Annotated in this window: 22 protein-coding genes; 15 read left to right on the top strand and 7 right to left on the bottom strand. The window is 61.8% G+C overall.

The annotated features are described in order from the left end of the window. The first annotated feature begins 41 nt into the window (after positions 1–41). The 5 genes from SB765_RS13610 to SB765_RS13590 all read left to right on the top strand — a co-directional run bounded on the left by SB765_RS13610 (position 42) and on the right by SB765_RS13590 (position 5303). Positions 42–950 carry a carbohydrate ABC transporter permease gene (locus SB765_RS13610; RefSeq protein ID WP_003255050.1) on the top strand — a complete coding sequence of 303 codons (909 nt, stop codon included), beginning with the start codon at positions 42–44 and terminating at the stop codon, positions 948–950. Then, positions 943–1788 carry a carbohydrate ABC transporter permease gene (locus SB765_RS13605; protein WP_341797684.1) on the top strand — a complete coding sequence of 282 codons (846 nt, stop codon included), beginning with the start codon at positions 943–945 and terminating at the stop codon, positions 1786–1788. Before SB765_RS13610 ends, SB765_RS13605 begins: the two co-directional genes overlap by 8 nt. A gap of 3 nt (positions 1789–1791) precedes the next feature. Beyond that, a complete protein-coding gene (locus SB765_RS13600; RefSeq protein WP_410931470.1) occupies positions 1792–2946 on the top strand; it encodes an ABC transporter ATP-binding protein in 1155 nt (384 codons plus the stop codon). 41 nt (positions 2947–2987) lie between these two features. Continuing rightward, positions 2988–4331, top strand: coding sequence for a carbohydrate porin (locus SB765_RS13595; protein ID WP_059394649.1), 1344 nt, complete (start codon positions 2988–2990; stop codon positions 4329–4331). A gap of 117 nt (positions 4332–4448) precedes the next feature. After that, positions 4449–5303 (top strand): D-hexose-6-phosphate mutarotase, encoded by an 855-nt coding sequence (locus SB765_RS13590; RefSeq protein WP_410910815.1) that lies wholly within the window; start codon positions 4449–4451, stop codon positions 5301–5303. On the opposite strand, the gene hexR is transcribed toward SB765_RS13590, so the two are convergent. Next, positions 5296–6159 (bottom strand): DNA-binding transcriptional regulator HexR, encoded by an 864-nt coding sequence (gene hexR / locus SB765_RS13585; RefSeq protein ID WP_169725179.1) that lies wholly within the window; start codon positions 6157–6159, stop codon positions 5296–5298. The genes SB765_RS13590 and hexR overlap by 8 nt on opposite strands. 211 nt (positions 6160–6370) lie before the next feature. Here hexR and zwf point away from each other — a divergent pair, with 211 nt between their 5' ends. The 4 genes from zwf (at position 6371) to SB765_RS13565 (ending at position 10150) form a co-directional block, all read left to right on the top strand. Further along, positions 6371–7840: a glucose-6-phosphate dehydrogenase gene (zwf, locus tag SB765_RS13580; RefSeq protein WP_016501277.1), complete on the top strand. Its 1470-nt coding sequence runs from the start codon at positions 6371–6373 to the stop codon at positions 7838–7840. After that, on the top strand, positions 7827–8540 hold the full coding sequence (pgl, locus tag SB765_RS13575; RefSeq protein WP_341797686.1) for a 6-phosphogluconolactonase: 714 nt from the start codon (positions 7827–7829) through the stop codon (positions 8538–8540). The genes zwf and pgl overlap by 14 nt, the downstream gene beginning before the upstream one ends. A gap of 17 nt (positions 8541–8557) precedes the next feature. Beyond that, entirely contained in the window at positions 8558–9238 is a 681-nt protein-coding gene (locus tag SB765_RS13570; RefSeq protein ID WP_341797687.1) for a bifunctional 4-hydroxy-2-oxoglutarate aldolase/2-dehydro-3-deoxy-phosphogluconate aldolase, read from the top strand. Between the two features lie 168 nt (positions 9239–9406). After that, the gene (locus SB765_RS13565) at positions 9407–10150 is read left to right on the top strand and encodes a monalysin family beta-barrel pore-forming toxin (protein ID WP_410910817.1); all 744 of its coding nucleotides are present in this window, start codon (positions 9407–9409) and stop codon (positions 10148–10150) included. A gap of 54 nt (positions 10151–10204) precedes the next feature. Here the strand turns inward: SB765_RS13565 and leuA are convergent, their stop codons facing one another. From leuA to SB765_RS13540, 5 genes are all read right to left on the bottom strand, one after another. Continuing rightward, positions 10205–11878 carry a 2-isopropylmalate synthase gene (leuA, locus tag SB765_RS13560; protein WP_341797689.1) on the bottom strand — a complete coding sequence of 558 codons (1674 nt, stop codon included), beginning with the start codon at positions 11876–11878 and terminating at the stop codon, positions 10205–10207. 333 nt (positions 11879–12211) lie between these two features. Continuing rightward, entirely contained in the window at positions 12212–13039 is an 828-nt protein-coding gene (locus tag SB765_RS13555; RefSeq protein WP_410910818.1) for a peptidoglycan DD-metalloendopeptidase family protein, read from the bottom strand. A 3-nt stretch (positions 13040–13042) separates the two neighbouring features. Continuing rightward, complete coding sequence (xseA, locus tag SB765_RS13550) at positions 13043–14422, bottom strand: exodeoxyribonuclease VII large subunit (protein ID WP_063426450.1); 1380 nt, start codon at positions 14420–14422, stop codon at positions 13043–13045. A 104-nt stretch (positions 14423–14526) separates the two neighbouring features. After that, positions 14527–15222: an RHS repeat-associated core domain-containing protein gene (locus SB765_RS13545; protein WP_410931469.1), complete on the bottom strand. Its 696-nt coding sequence runs from the start codon at positions 15220–15222 to the stop codon at positions 14527–14529. A gap of 93 nt (positions 15223–15315) precedes the next feature. Next, positions 15316–16194 carry a LysR family transcriptional regulator gene (locus SB765_RS13540; protein WP_410910820.1) on the bottom strand — a complete coding sequence of 293 codons (879 nt, stop codon included), beginning with the start codon at positions 16192–16194 and terminating at the stop codon, positions 15316–15318. A 97-nt stretch (positions 16195–16291) separates the two neighbouring features. Between SB765_RS13540 and SB765_RS13535 the strand changes: the two genes are divergently transcribed. The 4 genes from SB765_RS13535 (at position 16292) to guaA (ending at position 20864) form a co-directional block, all read left to right on the top strand. After that, entirely contained in the window at positions 16292–17047 is a 756-nt protein-coding gene (locus SB765_RS13535) for a sulfite exporter TauE/SafE family protein (RefSeq protein ID WP_019470318.1), read from the top strand. 47 nt (positions 17048–17094) lie between these two features. Then, positions 17095–17652, top strand: coding sequence for a sugar ABC transporter ATPase (locus SB765_RS13530; protein WP_341797693.1), 558 nt, complete (start codon positions 17095–17097; stop codon positions 17650–17652). 86 nt (positions 17653–17738) lie between these two features. Next, on the top strand, positions 17739–19208 hold the full coding sequence (gene guaB, locus SB765_RS13525) for an IMP dehydrogenase (RefSeq protein ID WP_016501267.1): 1470 nt from the start codon (positions 17739–17741) through the stop codon (positions 19206–19208). A 78-nt stretch (positions 19209–19286) separates the two neighbouring features. Beyond that, complete coding sequence (guaA, locus tag SB765_RS13520) at positions 19287–20864, top strand: glutamine-hydrolyzing GMP synthase (protein ID WP_341797695.1); 1578 nt, start codon at positions 19287–19289, stop codon at positions 20862–20864. A gap of 55 nt (positions 20865–20919) precedes the next feature. On the opposite strand, the gene SB765_RS13515 is transcribed toward guaA, so the two are convergent. Continuing rightward, entirely contained in the window at positions 20920–23877 is a 2958-nt protein-coding gene (locus SB765_RS13515; protein ID WP_410931468.1) for a dermonecrotic toxin domain-containing protein, read from the bottom strand. Positions 23878–24076: 199 nt separating this feature from the next. Between SB765_RS13515 and SB765_RS13510 the strand changes: the two genes are divergently transcribed. Together SB765_RS13510 and tadA are read left to right on the top strand one after the other, a co-directional pair. After that, positions 24077–25459, top strand: coding sequence for a multicopper oxidase family protein (locus tag SB765_RS13510; RefSeq protein WP_410910824.1), 1383 nt, complete (start codon positions 24077–24079; stop codon positions 25457–25459). Further along, entirely contained in the window at positions 25459–25938 is a 480-nt protein-coding gene (tadA, locus tag SB765_RS13505) for a tRNA adenosine(34) deaminase TadA (RefSeq protein ID WP_341797698.1), read from the top strand. The genes SB765_RS13510 and tadA overlap by 1 nt, the downstream gene beginning before the upstream one ends. The last annotated feature ends 89 nt before the right edge of the window (positions 25939–26027 follow it).

Raw genomic sequence — 26027 nt, 5'->3', positions numbered from 1 at the left:
CTACAGCAGTGCGTGCCGTTTCTGAAACGGGGATCTGAACCATGACCACGACTACCGCCCAACTGCGGGCCTCACCCCTGGACGCGCTTCAGCGCTGGCTGCCCAAGCTGGTGCTGGCCCCCAGCATGTTCATCGTCCTGGTGGGCTTCTACGGCTACATCCTCTGGACGTTCGTGCTGTCCTTCACCACCTCGACCTTCCTGCCCACCTACAAATGGGCCGGCCTTGCGCAATACGCGCGGCTATTCGACAACGACCGTTGGTGGGTCGCCAGCAAGAACCTGCTGCTGTTCGGTGGCCTGTTCATCGCCATCAGCCTGGCCATCGGCGTGTTGCTGGCGGTGCTGCTGGACCAGCGCATCCGCCGTGAGGGCTTCATCCGCACCATTTACCTGTACCCCATGGCGTTGTCGATGATCGTTACCGGCACCGCCTGGAAGTGGCTGCTCAACCCCGGCATGGGCCTGGACAAGTTGTTGCGCGACTGGGGCTGGGAGGGCTTTCGCCTGGACTGGCTGATCGACCCCGACCGGGTGGTGTATTGCCTGGTGATCGCTGCTGTGTGGCAGGCGTCGGGCTTCATCATGGCGATGTTTCTGGCCGGCCTGCGCGGGGTCGACCCGTCGATCATCCGTGCGGCGCAGATGGATGGCGCCAGCCTGCCGCGCATCTACTGGACCGTGGTGCTGCCCAGCCTGCGCCCGGTGTTTTTCAGTGCACTGATGATCCTTTCGCACATTGCCATCAAGAGCTTCGACCTAGTGGCGGCGATGACCGCTGGCGGCCCGGGCTACTCGTCCGACCTGCCGGCAATGTTCATGTACTCGTTCACCTTCAGCCGCGGCCAGATGGGTATGGGCTCGGCCAGCGCCATCCTCATGCTCGGGGCGATCCTGGCGATCCTCGTGCCGTACCTGTACTCGGAGCTGCGGAGCAAACGTCATGCATAGCCCTGTCGACAAACCCACGCTCAGCCTCAGCCGCATCGCCATCCACGCGGTGTTGCTGAGCGCCGTGCTGCTGTACCTGGTGCCGCTGGTGGTGATGCTGCTGACCAGCTTCAAGACCCCTGAAGACATCAGCACCGGCAACCTGCTGAGCTGGCCGGCGGTGATTACCGGCATTGGCTGGGTCAAGGCCTGGAGCACGGTCAGCGGTTACTTCTGGAACTCGATCATGATCACCGTGCCAGCGGTGCTGATCTCCACCACCATCGGCGCACTGAACGGCTATGTGCTGTCGATGTGGCGCTTCCGTGGTTCGCAGCTGTTCTTCGGCCTGCTGCTGTTCGGCTGCTTCCTGCCATTCCAGACCGTGTTGCTGCCGGCCTCGTTCACCCTCGGCAAGCTGGGCCTGGCCAGCACCACCGGCGGCCTGGTGCTGGTGCACGTGGTCTACGGCCTGGCCTTCACCACGCTGTTTTTCCGCAACTTCTACGTGAGCATCCCTGATGCGCTGGTCAAGGCCGCGCGCCTGGACGGGGCCGGGTTCTTCACCATCTTCCGGCGCATCATCCTGCCGATGTCCACGCCGATCATCATGGTCTGCCTGATCTGGCAGTTCACTCAGATCTGGAACGACTTCCTGTTCGGCGTGGTGTTTTCCAGCGGTGATTCGCAACCGATCACCGTGGCCTTGAACAACCTGGTCAACACCAGCACCGGAGCCAAGGAATACAACGTCGACATGGCGGCAGCGATGATCGCCGGCCTGCCAACCCTGCTGGTCTATGTGGTTGCAGGCAAATATTTCGTGCGCGGGCTGACGGCCGGCGCGGTAAAGGGGTAAGTCATGGCAACGCTCGAACTTCGCAATGTGAACAAGTCCTACGGCAGCGGCCTGCCGGACACCCTCAAGGACATTCAGCTGTCGATCAAAGATGGCGAGTTCCTGATCCTGGTCGGCCCCTCTGGCTGTGGCAAATCCACCTTGATGAACTGCATCGCCGGCCTGGAGCAGATCACCGGCGGTGCGATCCTCATCGACGAGCAGGACGTCAGCGGCATGAGCCCCAAGGACCGTGACATCGCCATGGTGTTCCAGTCCTACGCGCTGTACCCGACCATGAGCGTGCGCGAGAACATCGAATTCGGCCTGAAGATCCGCAAGATGCCGCAGGCGGCCATCGATGAAGAAGTGACGCGGGTCGCCAAGCTGCTGCAGATCGAGCACCTGCTGGCGCGCAAGCCGGCACAACTGTCCGGTGGCCAGCAACAACGGGTAGCCATGGGCCGCGCGCTGGCGCGGCGGCCGAAGATCTACCTGTTCGATGAGCCGCTGTCCAACCTCGATGCCAAGCTGCGGGTCGAGATGCGCACCGAAATGAAACTGATGCATCAGCGCCTGAAGACCACCACCGTTTACGTCACCCATGACCAGATCGAGGCCATGACCCTGGGTGACAAGGTGGCGGTGATGAAGGACGGCATCATCCAGCAGTTCGGCACCCCGCAGCAGATCTACAACGACCCGGCCAACCAGTTTGTTGCCAGCTTCATCGGTTCGCCGCCGATGAACTTCATTCCGGTGCGCCTGGCCAGGCAGGACGGCCGCTTGCTGGCGCTGCTCGACAGCGGCCAGGCGCGCTGCGAGTTGCCCCTGGGGCTGGCAGCTGACGAACTGGATGGCCGCGAGATCATCCTGGGCATCCGCCCTGAGCAGATCGCCCTGGGCGCTGTGCAGGGCAATGGCTTGCCGGGTATTCGCGCCGAGGTGCAGGTTACCGAACCTACCGGGCCCGACTTGCTGGTGTTTGTCACCCTCAACCAGACCAAGGTGTGCTGCCGCCTTGCGCCGGATGTGGCGTGCAGCGTGGGTGACACCCTCAACCTGCAATTCGACCCGGCCCGGGTGCTGCTGTTCGACGCCGACAGTGGCGAGCGCATACGCCTGGCCAGCACTGTCGCAACCGCAAAGGACAACGTGGCTCACTTGAAAGGCCGTTGACTCGTCTACACCATCAATAAGAAAAAAGAGGACGCAAAGGGATGGAACAGCGCAAACGTATCAGGACATTGGGCTCGCTGGCTTTGCTCGCCGTTGTCGGCAGCAGCGGCGCGCAGGCTGCCGAGGCTTTTTCCAGCGAATCGAAATGGATGACCGGGGATTGGGGCGGCACTCGTACCGAGTTGCTGGAGAAGGGCTACGACTTCACCCTCGACTACGTCGGGGAGGTGGCCGGCAACCTGCATGGTGGCTACAACGACGACAAGACTGCACGCTACAGCGACCAGTTTGCCCTTGGCGCACACCTGGACCTGCAGAAGATCTTCGGTTGGCACGATGCCGAGTTCAAGCTGGCGATCACCGAGCGCAGCGGCCGCAACCTGTCCAACGACCGCATCAGCGACCCGCGCGCCGGGCAGTTCAGCTCGGTGCAGGAGGTGTGGGGCCGCGGCCAGACCTGGCGCCTGACCCAGATGTGGATCAAGCAAAAGTACTTCGACGGCGCGCTGGACGTGAAATTCGGCCGCTTTGGCGAGGGCGAGGACTTCAACAGCTTCCCGTGCGACTTCCAGAACCTGGCCTTCTGTGGCTCGCAAGTGGGCAACTGGGTGGGCGGCATCTGGTACAACTGGCCGGTCAGCCAGTGGGCGCTGCGGGTGAAGTACAACATCACCCCGGAATTCTTCGTGCAGGTCGGCGCCTTCGAGCAGAACCCCTCCAACCTGGAAACCGGTAACGGCTTCAAGCTCAGCGGCAGCGGTACCAAGGGGGCAATCCTTCCGGTGGAAGCGGTGTGGTCGCCCAAGGTCAACGGCCTGCCGGGGGAGTACCGTCTGGGTTACTACTACAGCACGGCCAAGGCCGACGATGTGTTCGACGACGTCAACGGCAACCCGCAGGCGCTGACTGGTGGGGCATTCAAGTCGCATTCCAGCAAGCACGGTTGGTGGGTAGTGGCGCAGCAGCAGGTCACCGCCCAAGGTGGCGACGTCAACCGCGGCCTCAGCCTGTTCGCCAACTTTACCGTGCACGACAAGGCCACCAACGTGGTCGACAACTACCAGCAGGTGGGGTTGGTCTACAAAGGCGCCTTCGACGCCCGGCCCAAGGATGACATCGGCTTCGGTGTGGCGCGTATTCATGTGAATGACGACGTGAAGAAGCGCGCCGAACTGCTCAACGCCCAGAGTGGTATCAACGATTACGACAACCCAGGCTTCGTGCCGCTGCAACGCACCGAGTACAACGCCGAGCTCTACTACGGCTTCCACGTCACCAATTGGCTGACCGTACGGCCCAACCTGCAGTACATCAAGAGCCCGGGCGGGGTGGACGAAGTGGACAACGCGCTGGTCGCAGGCTTGAAGATTCAGTCGTCATTCTGAGGGCATTTGTTGTAAATTTACGCCAATCCCTTTTCGGTTCCCGGCACCCACTGGCCTGCAGTGGTTGTCGGGGATAGGCCGAGACAGCGCTATCTCAAACAACAAGAGCTCTGAACCATGCCCGAACATCCGCTCCATCGCTTCTTTTCCTCGCAGCGGCCAAGGCCGACATTCGAGTGGGAGCGTTACCAGCAGCGCGATGTGCTGATCATCGATCACCCCCGTTGCCAGGCGGTCTTCAGCCGCCAGGGCGCGCAGCTGCTGCACTTTCAGCCGGCAGGTGAACGGCCTTGGTTGTGGTGCGCCGAGCAGTGGCCGCAGGTGGGGGCGATCCGTGGCGGCGTGCCGGTGTGCTGGCCGTGGTATGGCCGTCACCCCAGTGAGGACCTGTGGCCGGCCCATGGCTGGGCGCGCCTGCTGGACTGGAAGCTGGTGGACAGCCGCGAAGACGATGAGGGCGTGACCTTGAAGTGGCGCCTGGACCTGTGCGACTGGCAGGTCGACCTGCACGCAAGGCTGGGCAGCCGTATGGAGCTGAGCCTGAGCACCGAGCACCAGGACAGCGAACCCTGCCAGCTGAGCCATGCGCTGCTGGCGTACTGGCGTATCAGCGACGTGTCCGAGATAGCGCTGTCCGGGTTGGAGGATATCGAAGGTTACGACCGCCTCAACCGCCAGGCCTGCCGTGAAGAGGGCGCGCTGAAGCTCAAGGGCGGCTGTCAGAAGGTTTACCCCGGCACGCCGAGGGTGCAGCTGCAGGACCCGGCCTGGCAGCGCGAGCTGTGCATCGATACCGGCGACAGCGACGACACCGTGGTCTGGCACCCGGGTAACCGACCGCTGATGGGCGTGACCGGCCGTGAAAGCCAGCGCTTTGTCTGTGTCGAGGCCGCCAGCGGCAGTGGCGAGGGCCTGAGCCTGGCGCCGGGGCAGCGTGCCCACCTGCGGCTGCAGGCGCACCGGCTCAGTTGAGTTCGTCGTCCTCGATCGGGTAGCGGCTGGCGTTCAGGCTTTCCTTGATCTTGCGCAGGTGCGGCTGGAAGTCGACGCCGCGGCGCAGGGTCATGCCAGTGGCCAGCACATCGAGCACGGTCAGCTGGATGATCCGCGAGGTCATCGGCATGTAGATGTCGGTGTCTTCCGGCAACGGGATGTGCAGGCTCAGGCTGCAGGCGTTGGCCAGCGGCGAGCCTGCGGCGGTCAGGCCCAGCACCGAGGCGCCGTTTTCACGGGCCAGGCGGGCCACTTCGACCAGTTCGCGGGTGCGCCCGGTGTAGGAAATGATCACGAACAGGTCGCCAGTGTGGGCCACCGAGGCCAGCATGCGCTGCATCAGTACATCGGCGTGGGCCGACACCGCCAGGTTGAAGCGGAAGAACTTGTGCTGGGCGTCCAGGGCCACCGGGGCCGAGGCGCCCAGGCCGAAGAAGTGGATCTGCCGGGCCTGGATCATCATGTCCACGGCGCGGCTGACCTGCTGCGGGTCCAGTTGCTGGCAGGCGCCGTCGAGCGAGGCGATGGCACTGGCGAAGATCTTCTGGGTGTAGGCTGCCGGGTCATCATCGGCCTCTACCGCGCGGCTGACGTAGGCGGCGCCGCTGGCCAGGCTCTGTGCCAGTTGCAGCTTGAGCTCGGGGTAGCCGCTGACGCCAAACGAGCGGCAGAAGCGGTTGACGGTCGGTTCGCTGACCTTGGCCGCCTGGGCCAGCGCAGCAATGCTGAAGCGGGTGGCTTGTTGCGGGTTGAGCAGGATGACTTCGGCGACTTTGCGTTCGGCCTTGTTCAGCTCGTCGAGGCGTCCCTGGATCTGCTCCAGGAGGTTTCGCACGCGGTCCATGGGTGTGTCCTTGGGTCGGGAAGACAGCCGGCTGACGAAGCAGCAGGCTTTTTGCACGGTCGTCTATCGTACTGTCGGTGCGGGTGGCGCACCACTTGTCTGTAATACTTGTGTTTAATGTTGTGGTTTTTACTACATTATCCCTTGAAAACCGTATTCGAAAGCGGTATTCCTAGACCAACTTTAGGAAAGAACCTACATCATGGCTGCGATCAGTGTCGATCCTTGCACATTTGCCCTGTTTGGCGCCCTTGGCGACCTGGCGTTGCGCAAGCTGTTTCCTGCGCTCTACCAGCTCGACCGTGCCAACCTGCTGCACCCGGACACCCGCCTGCTGGCGCTGGCCCGCGAGGCAGGCAGCGCGCAGGAGCACCTGAACAGCATCGAAGCCCACCTGCGCCGGCATGTGCCCGAGGCCGATATCGAGCCTGCTGCATTGGGCCGCTTCCTGGCCCGGTTGAGCTACCAGCACCTGGACTTCCTGCAACCTGAGGGTTACCAGGCCCTGGCCGAGCAGTTGCCGGGCGACCTGCCGCTGATCGCCTACTTCGCCACGGCGGCAGCGGTGTACGGGGCCATCTGCGAAAACCTCGACAACGCCGGGCTGGCCCCGCGTACCCGGGTGGTGCTGGAAAAGCCCATCGGTCACGACCTGGAGTCGTCGCGACGGGTCAACGATGCCGTGGCGCGGTTCTTCCCCGAAAACCGGGTGTACCGTATCGACCACTATCTGGGCAAGGAGACGGTGCAGAACCTGATTGCCCTGCGTTTCGCCAATAGCCTGTTCGAAACCCAGTGGAACCAGAATTCCATCTCCCACGTGGAGATCACCGTTGCCGAAAAGGTCGGTATCGAAGGCCGCTGGGGCTACTTCGACAAGGCCGGCCAGCTACGCGACATGATCCAGAACCATCTGCTGCAGTTGCTGTGCCTGATCGCCATGGACCCGCCCAGCGAGCTGTCCGCCGATGCCATTCGTGATGAGAAGGTGAAGGTGCTAAAGGCCCTCGCACCGATCACGGGCGAGGGTTTGAGCACCCAAGTGGTGCGTGGTCAGTACATTGCCGGCTACAGCGAGGGCAAGCCGGTACCTGGCTACCTGGAAGAGGACAACGCCAACGCCCGCAGCGACACCGAAACCTTCGTCGCCCTGCGTGCCGATATCCGCAACTGGCGCTGGTCGGGCGTGCCGTTCTATCTGCGCACCGGCAAGCGCATGCCGCAGAAGCTGTCGCAGATCGTCATCCACTTCAAGGAAACGCCGCACTACATCTTCGCCCCGGAACAGCGTTTGCAAATCGGTAACAAGCTGATCATTCGCCTGCAACCGGACGAAGGCATTTCTTTACGGGTGATGACCAAGGAGCAGGGCCTGGACAAAGGCATGCAACTGCGCAGCGGCCCGTTGCAGCTCAATTTTTCTGACACCTGGCGCAGTACGCGGATTCCGGATGCCTACGAGCGCCTGTTGCTCGAAGTGATGCGTGGCAACCAGAACCTGTTCGTGCGCAAGGACGAAATCGAATATGCCTGGAAGTGGTGCGACCAGTTGATCGCTGGCTGGCGTAATGCGGGCGATGCGCCCAAGCCATACGCGGCGGGCTCCTGGGGGCCGATGAGCTCGATTGCATTGATCACACGCGATGGGAGGGCGTGGTATGGGGATATCTGAACTGAAATTGCCGGCAGCCGTGAAGGTTCACGAGCTGGCCGACGCCAAGACGCTGGCTGCAACCCTGGCCCATGATGTGGCCGAGCGCCTTCGTGCAGCCATTGCCGCCAAGGGCCAGGCCTGCGTGGTGCTGTCTGGTGGCCGCAGCCCGGTGCCATTCCTTGAGAAGCTGGCCAGTGAACACCTGGACTGGGCCAAGGTTACCGTCAGCCTGGCCGATGAGCGCTGGGTGCCGGTGGAGCATGCTGATAGCAACGCTGGCCTGTTGGCCCGCCACCTGCTCACGGGGGCGGCGGCCAAGGCCCGCTTTGTTAGCCTGTACCAGCAGGCGGAAAACCTTGATGCCGCTGCGCTCAAGGCCGACCAGGCCTTGACCGGGCTGCCGCCGATCGACGTGCTGGTGCTGGGCATGGGTGACGATGGCCATACCGCCTCGCTGTTCCCCGCCAGCCCCAACCTGGAAGCAGGCCTGGACCTGGCCAGCCCGCGTCGCTGCCTGCCGTTGCTGGCGCCGAGCGTGCCGCACCAGCGCCTGTCGATGACCCGCTCGCTGCTGGCCAGTGCCGCCTTCATCGCGCTGTCCGTGCAAGGGCCGGGCAAACTCGCTACCCTGCGCGCCGCGCTGGCTGGCAACGACCTTACTGAAATGCCGATTCGCGCTTTTCTTCACGACCCCCTGGACATCTACTGGTGCCCATGAGCCAAGGATCCACTGTCATGACCACCCTCGAACGCCCACAGCCAAAGCTCTCCATGGCCGACAAGGCCGCCCGGATCGATGCCATCTGCGAAAAGGCGCGCATCCTGCCGGTGATCACCATCGCCCGTGAGGAAGACATCCTGCCGCTGGCCGATGCCCTGGCCGCCGGCGGTATCCGTACCCTGGAAGTGACCCTGCGTTCCCAGCATGGGCTCAAGGCCATCCAGGTGCTGCGTGAGCAGCGCCCAGAGTTGTGTGTAGGGGCCGGTACCGTGCTTGATCGCAGCATGTTCGCCGCTGTCGAAGCAGCCGGTGCACAGTTCGTCGTCACCCCAGGCATTACCCAGGACATTCTCGAAGCGGGCGTGGACAGCGAAATCCCGCTGCTGCCAGGCATCAGTACGCCCTCCGAAATCATGATGGGCTATGCCCTGGGCTACCGCCGGTTCAAGTTGTTCCCGGCGGAAATCAGCGGCGGCGTTGCGGCGATCAAGGCCTTTGGCGGCCCGTTCGGCGATATTCGCTTTTGCCCAACCGGCGGCGTTAACCCGGCCAATGTACGTAACTACATGGCCTTGCCCAACGTGATGTGCGTGGGCGGGACCTGGATGCTCGACAGCAGCTGGATCAAGAACGGCGACTGGGCGCGGATCGAAGCGTGCAGCGCGGAGGCGATGGCACTGTTGGACGCCAGCTGAATTTGTTGTGTGCTTTACAGCTTGAGGGGCGCTTGGTCAGCGCCCCTTTTTTTATGGGCGTTTTTTGTGTGACCGGGTCGCCGGTGCAAGAAGCCTTTCCCGATTATCGATACCGAATACGACGATTACGATGGCGCTGCAATCCTGAATGCAAAGCGGAGAGTTTGTATGAGCTTCATCGATAAAGAAATGATTAGAACGATTGGCAACTTTCCCCATAAGCGGGGAGCTTATGAAATAGAAACTTATTTGTATGGCGTAGACGGTAAGGTCAATCCTGGCTGCTGGATACTTGGCGACACCGTTTACGGTGACATGTATGTCGTCAATCAGAACTGGGGTACCTACTCTACCCCGATAATGGCGTATCTGGAGTATGCGGGAATGGCACGGGTCCCCAGTAGCGTAACGCATACTGAAGAAGTGTCTACGGTGGAGGGGTATAGCCGCTCGTTCTCTTCCTCTGTAGAAACAGAGGTCAACCTCGGGACGGGATTTCTGGGGAGCGTTGTGGGTGGGAAGCTGACATCCACGACCACTCAGGGTATTAGCCACTCGACTACGCGGTCCCGGAAAATTGAATTGGAAGGGCCGGGTATTTTCAACTTTTATCAGATGCACATGGTCTATGCGCATTGTGTTACAGGTGCCGGAAATTTCGCGGATTTCTTTAAATACGCAAAGGCTAAAACCTACGCCAAAGCGGGTAGGAAGGACAGGGAGGATCTGTGCATACTTACGTCTATTGCAACCAGTTCAATCATCACGGTAGCTGCTGAAAATTCGGTCAAGCCGCTAGGGTGGGATGAAATTCAAGAGGCAGCGTTGGTGAAGGGCCATCAGTTCCCGGAAAATAGTGGCCGATGGGTATTCAATTATGGTGCTTACTTCACACCCGGTAATCGCTATTAAATTCTGACAGAAAAAAACCGCATCATGGATGCGGTTTTTTTGTAGCTGGAACCATCAGGCTGCTTTGGCTTCCTGCTGACTCAGCGAGCGGTTCAGCGCGCTGAACAGGGCCTTGAAGCTGGCCGTGGTGATGTTCTCATCGATACCCACGCCATGTACCGGGCGGCCACCGGCCACGCGCAGTTCGATGTAGGCAGCTGCCTTGGCGTTGGTGCCAGCGCCAATCGCATGCTCGTTGTAGTCCATGATCTCCACGGCAATCGGCAGGCCGGCCACCAGTGCTTCCAGGGCGCCGTTGCCCTTGCCGCGCCAGTGCAGTGTGGTTTCGCCTTCGCCAGCAACTTCCACTTCCACGGCGCTGTGGCCGTTTTCTTCCTGCAGGCGGTGGCTGACCAGCGCGTAGGGCGCGTTGGCCTGGAGGTATTCCTTGTGCAGCAGGCTGTAGATCTGCTGGGCGGTCATTTCCAGGCCCAGGCGGTCGGTTTCACCCTGTACCACCTGGCTGAATTCGATCTGCATGCGACGCGGCAGGCTGATGCCATATTCCTGCTCGAGCAGGTAGGTGATACCGCCTTTGCCCGACTGGCTGTTGACGCGGATTACCGCTTCGTAGCTGCGGCCGATGTCGGCCGGGTCGATCGGCAGGTATGGCACTTCCCACAGTTCGCCATCCTGCTGCTTGGCGAAGCCCTTGCGGATGGCGTCCTGGTGCGAGCCGGAGAAAGCGGTGTGGACCAGGTCGCCCACGTACGGGTGACGTGGGTGCACCGGCAGCTGGTTGCACTCTTCGACCACTTTGCGCACGCCGTCGATGTCGGAGAAGTCCAGCAACGGGTCGATGCCTTGGGTGTAGAGGTTCAGTGCCAGGGTCACCAGGTCGACGTTACCGGTACGCTCGCCGTTGCCGAACAGGCAACCTTCGGCACGGTCGGCGCCGGCCATCAGGCCCAGCTCGGTGGCGGCGATGCCGGTGCCACGGTCGTTGTGGCAGTGCAGGCTGATGATCACGCTGTCGCGGCGGCTGACATTGCGGCAGAACCATTCGATCTGGTCGGCGTAGATGTTCGGCGTGGACACTTCCACGGTGGCCGGCAGGTTGAGGATGATCTTGTGCTCGGGCGTCGGGTTCCATACCTCGATGACCGCGTCGCAGACTTCCTTGGCGAAGTCCATCTCGGTGGCACTGAAGGTTTCGGGCGAGTACTGGAAGGTCCACTGGGTTTCCGGCTGCTGGGCAGCGTACTTGACGAACAGCTTGGCCGCGTTCACCGCGATGTCCTTCACGCCTTGCTTGTCCTGGTTGAAGACAATGCGGCGGAACGACGGGCTGGTGGCGTTGTACAGGTGGACGATGGCCTTCTTTGCGCCGCGCAGCGATTCGAAGGTGCGTGCGATCAGGTCTTCACGGGCCTGGGTCAACACCTGGATGGTGGTGTCGTCCGGGATGTGGCCGTCCTCGATCAGGGTGCGCACGAAGTCGAAATCGGTCTGCGAGGCAGACGGGAACGACGCTTCGATTTCCTTCACGCCCACCTGCACCAGGGTCTTCCAGAAGCGCAGTTTCTTCTCCGAATCCATCGGCTCGATCAGCGACTGGTTGCCATCACGCAGGTCGGAGCTGCACCAGATCGGCGCGGCGGTGATGGTCTTCGACGGCCAGGTACGGTCGGGCAGGTCGATGGTCGGGAAGGCGCGGTACTTCTTCGAAGGGTCTTTAAGCATGGACATGGAAGCAATCCTTTTGTGTGCGGCCGAGATCGGGCCTGCCGAGCGATAACGAGATGAAGAGGCGAGGCGACGCGATTCAGCCTGGTAGTCGGGCGCTGACCAGGCAGAGGCTGCGATGTTGTCGGAGCAGGATGAGGGTGCTGAAGGTTTTCATGCCTTCAACCCTAACCAGAGAGGTCAGGGATGGCAAGTGCTCGGGAAAAATTGAGAGAAATGCTTAAAAAAAGCCATTGAGCGAGATTTTATGGCTGTAATTAGCTGAGTGTTTCTTTATTTTTGCGCGGTATATTTCGATGGCGCAACCCAGTGGTATGGGTGATGACAGTGCTGGCCTCAGGGTTGGAATGCGCCAATGAAAATCGCCGGGTCCACCCGCGCATCATTCAGGCTGACGTTCCAGTGCATGTGCGGCCCGGTTGCCCGCCCGGTCGAGCCCACGCGCCCGACCACCTCGCCACGGCGCAGTTGCTGCCCCACCTGCACATCGATCTTCGACATATGGCAGAACATGCTGATAAAGCCCTGCCCATGGTCGACGAACACCGTGCGGCCATTGAAGAAGTAATCCCCCACCAGGATCACCTTGCCATTGGCCGGGGTCTTGATGGGTGTGCCCGCCGGCACCGCGAAGTCCAGCCCGGCATGGGGGTTGCGCTCCTCACCGTTGAAGAAGCGGCGCACGCCGAATTTGCTCGACAGCGGGCCGTTGACCGGCTTGTCGAGGATCAGGTTGCTCGGCAGGGTAGGGCTGAAGCTACGGTAGGCCTTGATCTGCTCGGCCAGTTCGCGGTCGATGCGCTTGAGGTCGGCCGGGTTCGGGTTCACCTGGCGAGTGTTCTTCAGGGTGATGCGCTGTTCAGGGTACTTCTTGCTCCCGACGCTGAAGGGCAGGGTGCGGCCGTCCTGGCTCAGCACGGCTGTACCGGGCTTCTGGGTCAGCGGGATGCCGACGATGGCCAGCCAGTTGTCCTGCTCCTTCACCACCAGCACCGGCTTGCCGTCGAAACGGGCGCTGGGCGCGCTGGTGGCGGGGCCCAGGTCAACCACCGCCACGCCACCCGGCACCGGCTTGTTCAGTGTGCGGGTGATATAGCTGGCCTGGGCGCCGCTAGCCAGCAGCAGGAGGGAGAGGGCGAGTAGGGGCGCGAGCAGGCGGGGCATGTGTCAGTCCAGTAGTGAAAGAGTGACCGGGGTCAGGTGGTTGTCTTCGACCCGCACCTGCAGTTCGCCTTCGTTCAGGCGGGCGGTGAGGCGCTGGCCGTTGCGGGTCTGTTCGGCACTGCGAATGGCCTGGCCCTGGTCGTCCAGCAGGATGCTGTAGCCGCGGGCGAGGGTGGCCAGCGGGCTGACCACTTGCAGGGTTTGCAGCTGGGCCTGGAAGCGTTGGCGACGGTCTTTCAACACATCGCGCATGGCCCGGGGCAGGCGCTCGGCCAGGCTGTCGAGGCGCTGGCTCAGCAGTTTCAGATTGCGCCCCGGGTGCTGCGCGGCCAGGCGGGTGTCCATGCGTGCCAGGCGCTCGCGGCGCTGGTTGAGGCTGAGCATGAAGGCGCGGCGCAGGCGCATGTCCAGGTCGTCCAGGCGCTGGGCTTGCTGACGCAGGCGCTCGCCCGGGTGACGCAGGCGCCGGGTCAGTGACTCCAGGCGCAGGCGGTCATGGGTCAGACGGTTCTGCATGCGCAGCAACAGGCGCCGTTGCAGGCCGTCCAGCCGTTGCTGCAAGCCACTGTTGTCGGGGGCCAGCAACTCGGCCGCGGCAGACGGCGTGGGAGCGCGTACGTCGGCGACGAAGTCGCTGATCGACACGTCGGTTTCATGGCCCACGGCGCTGACAATAGGGGTGACGCATGCGGCCACGGCACGCGCCACGGCTTCTTCGTTGAAGCACCACAGGTCTTCCAGCGAACCACCACCCCGGGCCAGGATCAGCGCATCGAAACCAAGGCTGTCGGCCAGGCGAATGGCGCGCACGATCTGCGCGATGGCTTCGCGCCCCTGAACCGCCGTAGGGATCAGGTTCAGTTCCACCTGTGGGGCTCGGCGGCCAAACACGCTGATGATGTCGCGGATCACAGCGCCGGTAGGCGAGCTGATGATGCCGATCCGTTGAGGATGGGCCGGTAGCGGTTTTTTGCGTTCGGTGCTGAACAGCCCCTCGGCACTGAGCTTTTCCTTCAGCGCCTCGAAGGCAAGGCGCAATGCGCCGTCACCGGCTGGCTCGACGGTGTCGAGAATCAGCTGGTAGTCGCCACGCCCTTCGAACAGCGAAACCTTGCCGCGTACCCGCACCGCCAGGCCGTCGCGCAGGGCCTGGCGCACCCGCGTGGCGTTTTGCCGGAACAGCGCGCAACGCACCTGGGCGCCGCTGTCCTTGAGGGTGAAGTACATGTGGCCGGATGCCGGGCGGGCAAGATTGGAGATTTCGCCTTCCACCCAGACGCTGCGGAACACGTCTTCCAGCAGCACGCGGGCGCGGCCGTTGAGTTGGCTGACGGTAAGGACCTCACGGTCCAGGCCGAGTCGTTCGAAGGGGTCTTTGATCATGGCGGGCATCATCGCAGTTGCAGGCAGAGAGCTTCAAGCAATATGAACCTCCATTTGCCAGATTGGCGCCACCTCAACTCAGACCTGACATATTGTACATAGGCTCAAATTGAGGCACGGCGACGACTGGGTGAATTGGCTCGTAACTCATGTGCCTGCATTCTGATATCTGTTACCTCCGTTGTGTTCGGAGTTGTAGTTTGCACCGATTGTTGTATCGCCGACGGGAGGTCGGTGAGCGAAGAGTTTTCACTGCTTTGCAGGCTCTCCATTGACGCGTAAGGGGTCGCTTCAGCGCTACCGATAACCTCCTGCGGGCGGGGTTGTGCACGCTGCGTCAGTTCCCGTTGCAGGGTGAGAGCTCGCTCAGTTTGTGCAATTAGATCTGCGGCTTCAGTCGTTTCTTGCTGCTGCGCAAGCCTCTCGAATGCCGAAGTCAGGCTGGGTCGCCTGGAAGAGGTTGCCCGGCGTGTTTGGGCAATACGTTTCGGAGGCGCTAAATGCCCAGATGGGTCAGCAAAGTTCACCGGGTCACCCGCACAGTAGGCATAGCTATTGATTCCCCCTTTGCCGAAGGGGCTCAGGCTATCTGGCGAAAGGAAACGCAATAGGCGTGGGTTGTAGGCGCGATATCCTCTGCCCAGCATGTAGTACTCAGATTGTTGGTCTTGGGGTTCTCCGTTGAATCCCAGCCAAGTTGTAGGGTGGCCTTCCGATTTGCGGTGCCCGTAAGGGCAGTACGGCGTTGCGCGTTGAAGTGCGCAGCACTTGATGCTTTGCAGTGGTTTGAACGCTTCCATGGCGTGAGCCCTGCTTCGTTTCCAGATGTTATTCAAACCCTCTAGCGGGGCAAACTCAACTGGCAGATTTGACTGGTAGGGTGGTGGCTTGGGTCAACGCTGCATCGCTGCCACGAACTGCCGCACCATCTGCCCCGCATCACGTCGGCAAGCCAGCGCTACGGTGCTCTCGCAGCCCCCTTCCAGCGCCACGAAACTGACCGAAGCCGATGCAATTTCACGCATGCACGCTGGCAGTAACGCCACCCCGAACCCCGCCTGAATCAGCTGCAATTGTGTAGTTTTGCGCGACAGCACCTGCGCCGCGCGCGGAAAGAAGCCGGCCTCCATGCACAACGAAGCCGACAGGTAACTCAGCCCGCCACGGTCCCGGTGCGGGATGGAAATAAAGCGTTCTTCCCTCAATTGCTCCAGTTGAACGTGCTGCGCGTTGGCCAACGGGTGCCCAGCGGCGACCGCCAGCAACAGCGGTTCGCTGAACAGTTCATGCAGCATCACGCCTTCGTGCTGGCGCAGCACTGGCAAGCGCAGCAGGCCAATGTCCAGCCGGCCGGCCGCAATATCTTCCAGTTGGGCCTCCGACGACTGCTGCGCGATCTCCAGCGAAACTCCCGGGTTTTCCCGCAAATAGTCCCCCAGGCGAGCCAGCAACGGGCCGATCAGCGGCACAGTACTGGAATGATTCAGGCGCAGGCTGCCCTGCAACCCCTCCCCAATGTCGCGCGTTACGCGCTCAGCTTGCGCCAGGTCGGCCAGCAAGCGGCGTGCCCGTTCCAGAAAGGCCTGGCCGGCCAGCGTCAGGCGCGGCAGGCGTGCCGTGCGTTCGAACAGGGGCGTGCCCAATTGCTGCTCCAGCTCCTTGATCTGCCGGCTCAGCGCCGACTGGGCGATGTACAGCCGTTCGGCGGCGCCGCTGAAGCTGCCACACTCGGCAATTTCCACGAAGTAACGCAACTGGCGGATCGACGTCATGTCATGCCTTTTCGAGATGGCTTTGGCGATAAAGGCATATTAGTCGGCATGGCTCATCGCTGGCTAACCTTGGCCTGTCTTCCCAGGAATTGCTGCCATGCTAGCCCAACTGTCTTTTTCCGGCCTTGACTGGTTACCCATCCTGCTGGGTGTTGGTGTTGCCTACATCGTCTTTGGTATTGCCGGTTTCGGTACCGCGCTGGTGGCCGGGCCGGTACTGATCCATTTCATGCCGTTGTCACGCATCATCCCGCTGCTGGTGCTGCTGGACTTTGTTGCCGCGTTCGGCAACCTGCTGCCGTCGCGCCGGGATGTGGTGCGCAGCGAGTTGTTACGGCTGTTGCCGTTCATGGCCCTGGGCTGCACGTTGGGCGTGGTGTTCCTGCTGCAACTGAAGTCCGACCTTTTGCTGCTGTTGATGGGGGTGTTCGTGACCGCCTATGCGTTGTACGGGCTGGCAGTGAAAGTGCGGCCGGCCAGCCTGTCGGGGTTGTGGGCGGTGCCGATGGGTACGGCAGGCGGGTTGTTCGGGGCGCTGTTCGGCAGCGGCGGGTTTCTTTATGCCCTTTACCTGAGCGCACGGCTGGAAGTGAAGGAACAGGTACGCGCCACCCAGAGCGCGCTGATCAGTTGCAGCACGGTCGTACGCCTGACGCTGTTCCTGATCGCCGGTGTGTATGCCGACCAAAGCCTGTTGCTGCTCGCCGCCTGCTTGCTGCCAGTCATGTTCGTCGGCCTCTGGGTGGGGCGCCGGCTGACCAACCGGCTGTCCCGTGAAGCCTTTGTTCGGCTGGTCACCTGGCTGGTGCTGGCCAGTGGGCTGGCGTTGATTGGTCGCTACCTGAGCGCCTGAGCGGTAGAATTGCGTCATTACCGGCGTTTTTCAGGCTTGTCCCGTACATGAACACCCAGAGCATCATCGTTCCCAAGCTGTCCACCGTCCCGGTGCATGAAGCCCGCGCCCGCGCCATCCTGCGCTGGCTGGTGCGCGAGAAGGTCGTCGAAGAACAGCTGACTACCTGTGGCCGCACCGGCAACCGTATGGGCCATGCCCTGGCCGCAGGGGCGCGCAAGGTGGCCCTCCACCCGGAAAAGCTGCCCTTCGACCAGCAGGTCAACGGCATGGAGGTGGTGCTCAAGCGCTGCATCTACACCCCCACCGAAGGCTTTCTCGAAGAAGCCGGTTGCCCGGAGTGCCGGCGCGAGGTGGGCGAGCCGCTGTTCGAAAGCCTGGAAGAGTGGTCGCCGGCGGTAACCGACAACTTCACCTGCCCGCTGTGCGGCTTTGAAGATGACATCAATGGCTTCATTTACCTGCAGCCATGTGCCTTTTCCAACCTGGGGTTCATCTTCAACAACTGGGGCGAGGCCGGGTTTACCCAGGCCTTTCTCGACAGCTTTGCCGACTGGCTCGACCAGCCGGTGGCCGTGGTGCAGGTAAAAGTGCCACAAGGCTGACCGAAGGCCCTTATTTTGCATTGAGCGGCGCGCCCTGCATGAGTATAATGGCGCGCTTCCATTTTTCCCGCCCGGGAGCCCCCGCGATGCTGCGTATCAGCCAAGAAGCCCTGACCTTCGACGATATCCTCCTTGTACCTGGCTACTCTGAGGTACTGCCTAATGAAGTCAGTCTCAAGACCCGTTTGACCCGTGGCATCGAGCTGAACATTCCGCTGGTTTCCGCCGCCATGGATACCGTGACCGAAGCGCGTCTGGCCATTGCCATGGCCCAGGAAGGCGGCATCGGCATCATCCACAAGAACATGACCATCGAACAGCAGGCCGGCGAAGTACGCAAGGTCAAGAAGTTCGAGGCTGGCGTGGTCAAGGACCCGATCACCATCGAAGCCGACGCCACCGTGCGTGACCTGTTCGACCTGACCCGCCTGAACAACATCTCCGGTGTTCCGGTGCTGGCGAACGGCGACCTGGTCGGTATCGTCACCTCCCGTGACGTGCGCTTTGAAACCCGCCTGGACGCCAAGGTCCGCGACGTGATGACCCCCAAAGAGCGTCTGGTCACCGTCCGCGAAGGCGCCGACAAGAACGAAGTCCGCGAGCTGCTGCACAAGCACCGTCTGGAAAAAGTCCTGATCGTCGACGACAAGTTCAGCCTCAAGGGCATGATGACCGTCAAGGACATCGAAAAAGCCAAGGCCTACCCACTGGCCAGCAAGGACGACCAGGGGCGTCTGCGCGTCGGCGCTGCGGTCGGCACCGGCAAGGACACCGGCGAGCGCGTTGCCGCCCTGGTTGCCGCTGGCGTTGACGTGGTGGTTGTCGACACTGCCCACGGTCACTCCAAAGGCGTGATCGACCGCGTTCGCTGGGTTAAAGAAACCTACCCGCAAGTGCAGGTGATCGGCGGCAACATCGCCACCGGCGCCGCAGCCAAGGCTTTGGCCGAAGCTGGCGCTGACGCCGTCAAGGTCGGTATCGGCCCAGGCTCGATCTGCACCACCCGTATCGTTGCCGGTGTCGGCGTGCCGCAAATCAGCGCCATCGCCAACGTCGCTGCTGCACTGGAAGGCACTGGCGTGCCACTGATCGCCGACGGCGGTATCCGCTTCTCCGGTGACCTGTCCAAGGCCATCGTTGCCGGTGCGTCCTGCGTGATGATGGGTTCGATGTTCGCCGGTACCGAAGAGGCCCCGGGTGAAGTCGAACTGTTCCAGGGCCGTTCCTACAAGGCCTACCGCGGCATGGGCTCGCTGGGTGCCATGGCACAGGCGCAAGGCTCGTCCGACCGTTACTTCCAGGACTCCTCGGCCGGCGCCGAGAAGCTTGTTCCTGAGGGGATCGAAGGCCGCGTGCCTTACAAGGGCGCCCTGGCCGCGATCATCCACCAGCTGATGGGCGGCCTGCGTTCGTCCATGGGCTACACCGGCAGCGCAACCATCGAAGAGATGCGCACCAAGCCGGAATTTGTACGCATCACGGGTGCCGGCATGGCCGAGTCCCACGTGCATGATGTGCAAATCACCAAAGAAGCCCCTAACTACCGCGTAGGCTGAGGCTTCCAGCAATATAAGGATGCGGGGCTGTCACGACAGCCCCGCGTCGTTTCCGATTTCCACTGACGAGATTGAGTCATGGCCCTCGACATTCACGCTCACCGCATCCTGATCCTCGATTTCGGTTCCCAGTACACCCAGCTGATTGCCCGCCGCGTGCGCGAAATCGGCGTGTACTGCGAACTGCACCCGTTCGACATGGACGATGAAGCGATCCGCGAATTCAACCCGCGCGGCATCATCCTCGCTGGCGGCCCCGAGTCGGTCCACGAAGCCAACAGCCCGCGTGCCCCGCAGGCTGTGTTCGACCTGAACGTACCGGTGCTGGGCATCTGCTACGGCATGCAGACCATGGCCGAACAGATGGGCGGCAAGGTCGAAGGTTCCGAGCTGCGTGAGTTCGGTTATGCCCGCGTAGACGTGGTCGGCAAGAGCCGCCTGCTCGACGGCATCGAAGACCACGTTGACGCCGACGGCGTGCTGGGCCTGGATGTGTGGATGAGCCACGGTGACAAGGTCACCCAGATGCCGGGCAACTTCCATGTACTGGCCAGCACCCCGAGCTGCCCGATCGCCGGCATGTTCGACGATACTCGCGGCTACTATGGCGTGCAGTTCCACCCTGAAGTGACCCACACCAAGCAGGGCGGTCGCATCCTGTCCCGCTTCGTGCAGGACATCTGCGGCTGTGAGGCCCTGTGGACCGCCTCCAACATCGTTGAAGACGCCATCGCCCAGGTGCGTGCGCAAGTCGGTTCGGCCAACGTCCTGCTGGGCCTGTCTGGCGGCGTAGACAGCTCGGTGGTTGCCGCACTGCTGCACCGCGCCATCGGCGACCAGCTGACCTGCGTCTTCGTCGACAACGGCCTGCTGCGCCTGCATGAAGGCGACCAGGTGATGGCCATGTTCAAAGAGAACATGGGCGTCAAGGTGATCCGCGCCGACGCTGAAAAGCAGTTCCTCGACAACCTGGAAGGCGAAGCCGACCCGGAGAAGAAGCGCAAGATCATCGGCCGCACCTTCATCGACATCTTCGATGCCGAAGCCAGCAAGCTGGATAACATCCAGTTCCTCGCCCAGGGCACCATCTACCCGGACGTGATCGAGTCGGCTGGCGCCAAGAGCGGCAAGGCCCACGTGATCAAGTCGCACCACAACGTGGGTGGCCTGCCGGAGGAAATGAACCTCAAGCTGGTTGAGCCGCTGCGTGAACTGTTCAAGGACGAAGTGCGCAAGATCGGCCTGGAACTGGGCCTGCCGTACGACATGGTCTACCGCCACCCGTTCCCGGGCCCGGGCCTGGGCGTGCGTATCCTGGGTGAAGTGAAGAAGGAATACGCCGACATCCTGCGTCGCGCCGACCACATCTTCATCGAAGAACTGCGCAAGGCCGACTGGTACCACAAGACCAGCCAGGCATTCGTGGTGTTCCAGCCGGTCAAGTCGGTGGGTGTTGTTGGCGACGGTCGTCGCTACGCCTGGGTCGTGGCCCTGCGTGCCGTCGAAACCGTGGACTTCATGACTGCGCGTTGGGCACACCTGCCATACGAGCTGCTGGAAACCGTCAGCGGCCGTATCATCAACGAAATCGACGGTATCTCGCGCGTTACCTACGACGTGTCGAGCAAGCCGCCGGCCACCATCGAGTGGGAATAAGTTGAGCCACAAGGGCGCCGCAAGGCGCCCTTGTCGTATCTGCGCCTTGCCTGGCTCAAGGAGCAATGTGTTGCATGCCGCGTAATCTCAGCCGGGCATGAAGCTCGGCAAGGTTTTGAAAGCGACGTTCATGAATGGCCGGCCAGTCGGGGCGCTCCACGTAGTAAAATCGCCCATCGCGCTTGATCAGTGTGCGTCGCAAGGTCGAATCCCGGCTGCGGTTGATCAGGTATTCCTGGCCATTGGTACGTTCGATCGCGTAATCGCCAGGCCTTACCAGCAGGCTTTCAAAATCCGGTGATGGCGGGCGGGTGGTCAACACTCCGGCGCGTAGCCGCAGGTCGCTTTGCACATGCCTTAACGCGCCATCGTCGTCCAGGGCATCCACACCAGGGTCTGTGCTGTAAGCGTCAGGTTCGCCGATCGGGCGGTCTTCGACACGAAGGCCTAGCGCGCCTTCTGTTTCAGCCAGGCCGGTGACGCCATGGAAGGTGTTGGCGTGGGTACTGCCGACCAGCGCAATCCATTTTCCCGAGCCGCGCGCTGCCTGGTCTGCCTCGATAATCAAGTGTGCATGGAAGTTCATCATGCGCTGGCGTGCCACATCGGAAACGGGTGTCGCCCACGCCTGGCGGTAACTGGCCATGCAGTCGATGGACTGTATGCGTACGCCGTTTTTCTGTGCGCTGACCAGTACCTGCCGAAAGGTGTAGCGGCCTTCGGCGTCGGTGCGGTGGCCGACATCCTGGCCTTCTACATAGCGATCCAGCTCCTGCGGCATCACGCCTGTGCGGTTGAAGGTATCGATGTCTGCTTGCTGAAAGTCGGTGGTGAAGTGCTCCATGTACAGTGTGTTTACCTTCAGCTTGCGTAGCAGGCGCATGTTGTCGATCAGCAATCGCTTGCTGCCAAGGCCACTGTGCGCTTCGCCAATCACCAAGCCGTTAGTGTTCTGGTACAGGGTTTTGAAAACGGTTTTGGATGAAGCGTTGGCGGGGATTTCGGGTATCTGTGGACGTGGCGGTGTTTGCACTGTGGCCATGAACGCATCGGCATCGGCCGCCAGTTGATCACGTACCTGGCGGAAGCGGGCTATGGCGGCCTGTCGATCCGGGGCGTCGAGGAACGCTCGCGCACCTGTAATCTCATCATCGGAAACATCCTTCAGTGAGGCGCGCAAGTCAGCTGGTATTTCGTAAGGGGTGCCGGGCAAGGGCGGCACGCTTGCGCTTGCCGACGGTCGGCCCCAGATTTTCAGGCTCGAAAGCATACCCCCGTTGAGGCCGAGGCGTTCCACTGGCTGCCACTGGCCTGCGCCATCCAGGCGGATGGGTAAGCTTTTGTAAAATGAGAAAGGGTTTTCAGGATCGACGATGGTCCAGGATCTCAGTTCGGGTACAAAACGCACTTGGTAAGGCATCTCATCGATCAGTGCGTAAAACTGCCCATCTTGCAGATGGATACCTTCAAGAAATCCTGTACCAGGTTTGCCGCCAAGTACTACATTCGTCTCGAAAGGGCGTAGTGCAGCCCACCTTTCGCTTGGCTGGAAGGGCTGAGGTACCCAGGTTTCAATCGCGTCCGCCACCTCTGAAGCACTTTCATCAGTGGGTTCCCCGCTGTGTTCATGCGCTGATTCTTCCGCCGGTATCGGGGCTTCCCCTTCCTCAGTCGCAGTGCCTGCTTCAGCCACCTCTGCGACCTCGTCAAGGGGTTTGCCGGGTGCGCTGAGCAGAAAGGTCGCGTTGAACAGTGTCTCGATGGCGGCGAAAATCGCGCCGGTAATACCCGCCTTGCGTTCACGCGTGGTGTGCCCGTGAATCGCCTGGTAGATGTTCAAACCCATTTCAGCAATGCCAGCCCCCACCAGCGCCAAAGCTACCGGCCAACTCACTGCCGCCATGGGGCCGAACACCTGCACGCCCGCTTTCAGATAACCGATCCACAATTGTCTGCGCAGGTCGGCGTTGGAGCGCAAAGAGAAATGCGCATCATCGATCATCCGCTGGCGAGCTTTGTTGCGCAGCCAGTCGAAGGCATCCTCTTCAATTGCCAGGTCGAGGGTGTTGAGACCGGTGTAATCCTGTTTGCTCAAACCATGAAAGAGCAGATCAATCAGGTGATTCAGCCCGACTTTACCGTCAGCCTCTTCGCGATCGTCGAGGGAGAAATGTGCCAGAAAACGGGTTCGGTTTTCGACATAAGTGCAGTTCGTGAGCACCCAACAGAACAGTGCCAGGTCATTTGGAAAGTAATGTAGACCGTCGACATCGCCCGGCATGTAAATCAGCTGGCTGCCATTGGCCAACTGCAGGCGAAGGATGTCCGTCGCCACATACCCGCCAATGTCCAGCGCGCATACGCGCGTTGCTCCACCCGGCAAGACCCTTTGTTGCAGTGCTTCCAGCGACGGCGGCCAGGTCGTCTCGCCCACCAGGGCATGAGCGATATCCTGGCCGTGGCGGGCTAGCTCGGATGAGGGATCTTCCGCGCATGCCTCCAGTAATTTGCTCATGAAGTTGGCTTTGGCCAACGTGCGGAAGTTCTCTGAATGCTCGGCCCAGAAAGACGTCATCCGCGTTTTGAATGCCGTGGCAAAATCAATGCTCCAGAAATAATCCAGAACATCCTTGGCTTGGAGTCGAACTTCATTGCGCTCGTCATACGCGTCTTTGCCTGGCCCATCGCTGTAGAAGCCAGCGAGATAACTGAGCACGTCTGCGTTGTCCTGGGCCTGGGCATCGAAGCGGTGCATCACCAGTTGTGGCAGGGTCAGGGATTCATACGGCTGATCCAGGTGTTGCCAACCGTTGAAGGTTCGAGGGCTGCTGACGGCGGTGTGAAAACGGTGCAGGTAGACATTGTCGGGCTCCAGCGCTTTCAGATCATGGCGCGCGAGGAGTTGTTGCGCGACTTCACGCGCCAGCTCGCGTATGTCAGGGCAGTCCTCAGTGAGGTGTGCGGCGAGGGTCATCAGCATTTGCTGGTCGCCAGGGAGGGTGTCGGTAAGCATCACGGTGGTCCAGTTGAAGTGAAAGGGTGCCAGCTTCGAACGGCCGTGAGCCAGGGCGGTGGTGCTTATTGCTTGTCAGGTCGCTTCGGGATGCCGGGTTTTCACTTAATATTTCCCATTTGCAGGTGTATCGTATTCGCCCTTTATCGCCAGCCACGGCTGGCAGCTTGATTGCGCAGAACACGAGGTACCCGCACCGATGTCCTTCACCCGTCGACAAATGCTCAAGGGCCTGACCGGCCTGGTTGTGGTTGGCCTGGGCGCCGGTGGCGCGGCGCGTTACTGGCTCGGCAAAGTCGAAGATGACAATGCCGGGCATGATTACGAGCTGATCGCCGCGCCGCTGGATGTCGAGCTGGTGCCAGGCTTCAAGACCGAGGCCTGGGCGTTCGGGCCGTCGGCACCGGGCACCGAGCTGCGCGTGCGCCAAGGCACCTGGTTGCGGGTGCGCTTCATCAACCACCTTCCGGTGGAGACCACTATTCACTGGCACGGCATTCGGCTGCCGCTGGAAATGGACGGCGTGCCTTATGTGTCGCAATTGCCGGTCAAGCCGGGCGAGTACTTCGACTACAAGTTCCGCGTGCCGGATGCTGGCAGCTACTGGTATCACCCGCATGTCAGTAGCTCCGAAGAGCTCGGCCGCGGCCTGGTCGGCCCGCTGATCGTCGAGGAGCGTGAGCCCACCGGGTTCCAGCATGAGCGCACGTTGAGCCTGAAAAACTGGCATGTGGACGAGCAGGGCGCCTGGCTGCCTTTCAGCATCCCTCGCGAGGCGGCGCGCAATGGCACCGCAGGGCGCTTGATCACCATCAATGGTCAGGCCGGCTCGGTCACCGAGCTGCCGGCTGGCCAAGTGGTGCGGGTGCGCCTGCTGAACCTCGACAACACCTGGACGTACCGCCTGAACCTCAAGGGCAACTGCGAGGCGAAAATCTATGCCCTCGACGGCAATCCGGTGACCCCGCGACTACTGGAGGACGAGTACTGGCTCGGCCCCGGCATGCGCATCTGCCTCGCCATCCGTATTCCCCAGGCCGGCGAGGAGATCTCCCTGCGCGATGGTTTCGTGCGCCTGGGTACCCTGCGTTCGGTGGCCAGCAATGACGCGCCGAGTGACTGGCCGCCAGCGCTGCCGGCCAACCCGATCGCCGAGCCGGACCTGGAGAATGCCGAAAAGCTCAACTTCAATTTCGAGTGGGCGGCCGGCGTCTCGGTCACCCCAGACCCGGGCAAGCCGTCGAGCATGTGGCAGATCAACGGACAGGCCTGGGATATCACCGACAAGACCTGCGCCGACCGCCCCATCGCCACGTTGAAAAAGGGCAAGAGCTACATCTTCGAGCTGAAGAACATGACCCAGTACCAGCACCCGATCCACCTGCATGGCATGAGCTTCAAGGTGATCGGCTCCAACCGTCACGACATCAAGGAGCCGTGGTTCACCGACACCTACCTGCTGGGCAAGAACGAGCGCGCACAGGTGGCACTGGTGGCGGATAACCCGGGCACCTGGATGTTCCATTGCCACGTCATCGACCATATGGAAACCGGCCTGATGGCCGCGATTGCGGTGGTCTGATGCGCCCGCAAATCGTCGATCGCAGCCGCGATCAGGAATTCATGCGCCTGGCCCTGGCCCTGGCCGCCGAAGGTGCGGCGCTGGGCGAGGTGCCCGTGGGGGCGGTGCTGGTGCAGCATGGGCAGGTGATCGGCCAGGGCTTCAACCGGCCGATCATCGACAGCGACCCCAGTGCGCATGCCGAGATGGTGGCCATCCGTGCAGCGGCGAAATCGGCCAGCAATTACCGCCTGCCCGGCAGCACCCTGTACGTGACCCTGGAACCGTGCAGCATGTGCGCGGGGCTGATCGTGCATTCGCGGGTGATGCGCGTGGTATTTGGCGCGCTGGAGCCCAAGGCAGGTATTGTGCAGAGCCAGGGGCAGTTCTTCGGCCAGGGGTTCCTCAACCACAGGGTGATGGTGGAGGGCGGGGTGTTGGCGCAGGAGTGCGGCCAGATCCTCAGCGACTTCTTCAAGGCCCGCCGGGCCAAGACCTAGCGCTCCAGAGAGGCGCGGTTCCTGTAGGAGCAGCCTTGTGCTGCGAAGAGGCCCGCATGGCATTAGATTCTTTGTGGCTATACCGGCCT

This window comes from Pseudomonas sp. SIMBA_067 (assembly GCF_046534675.1).
GTDB lineage: Bacteria > Pseudomonadota > Gammaproteobacteria > Pseudomonadales > Pseudomonadaceae > Aquipseudomonas > Aquipseudomonas putida.
This window is presented reverse-complemented; position numbering and strand designations above follow the sequence as displayed.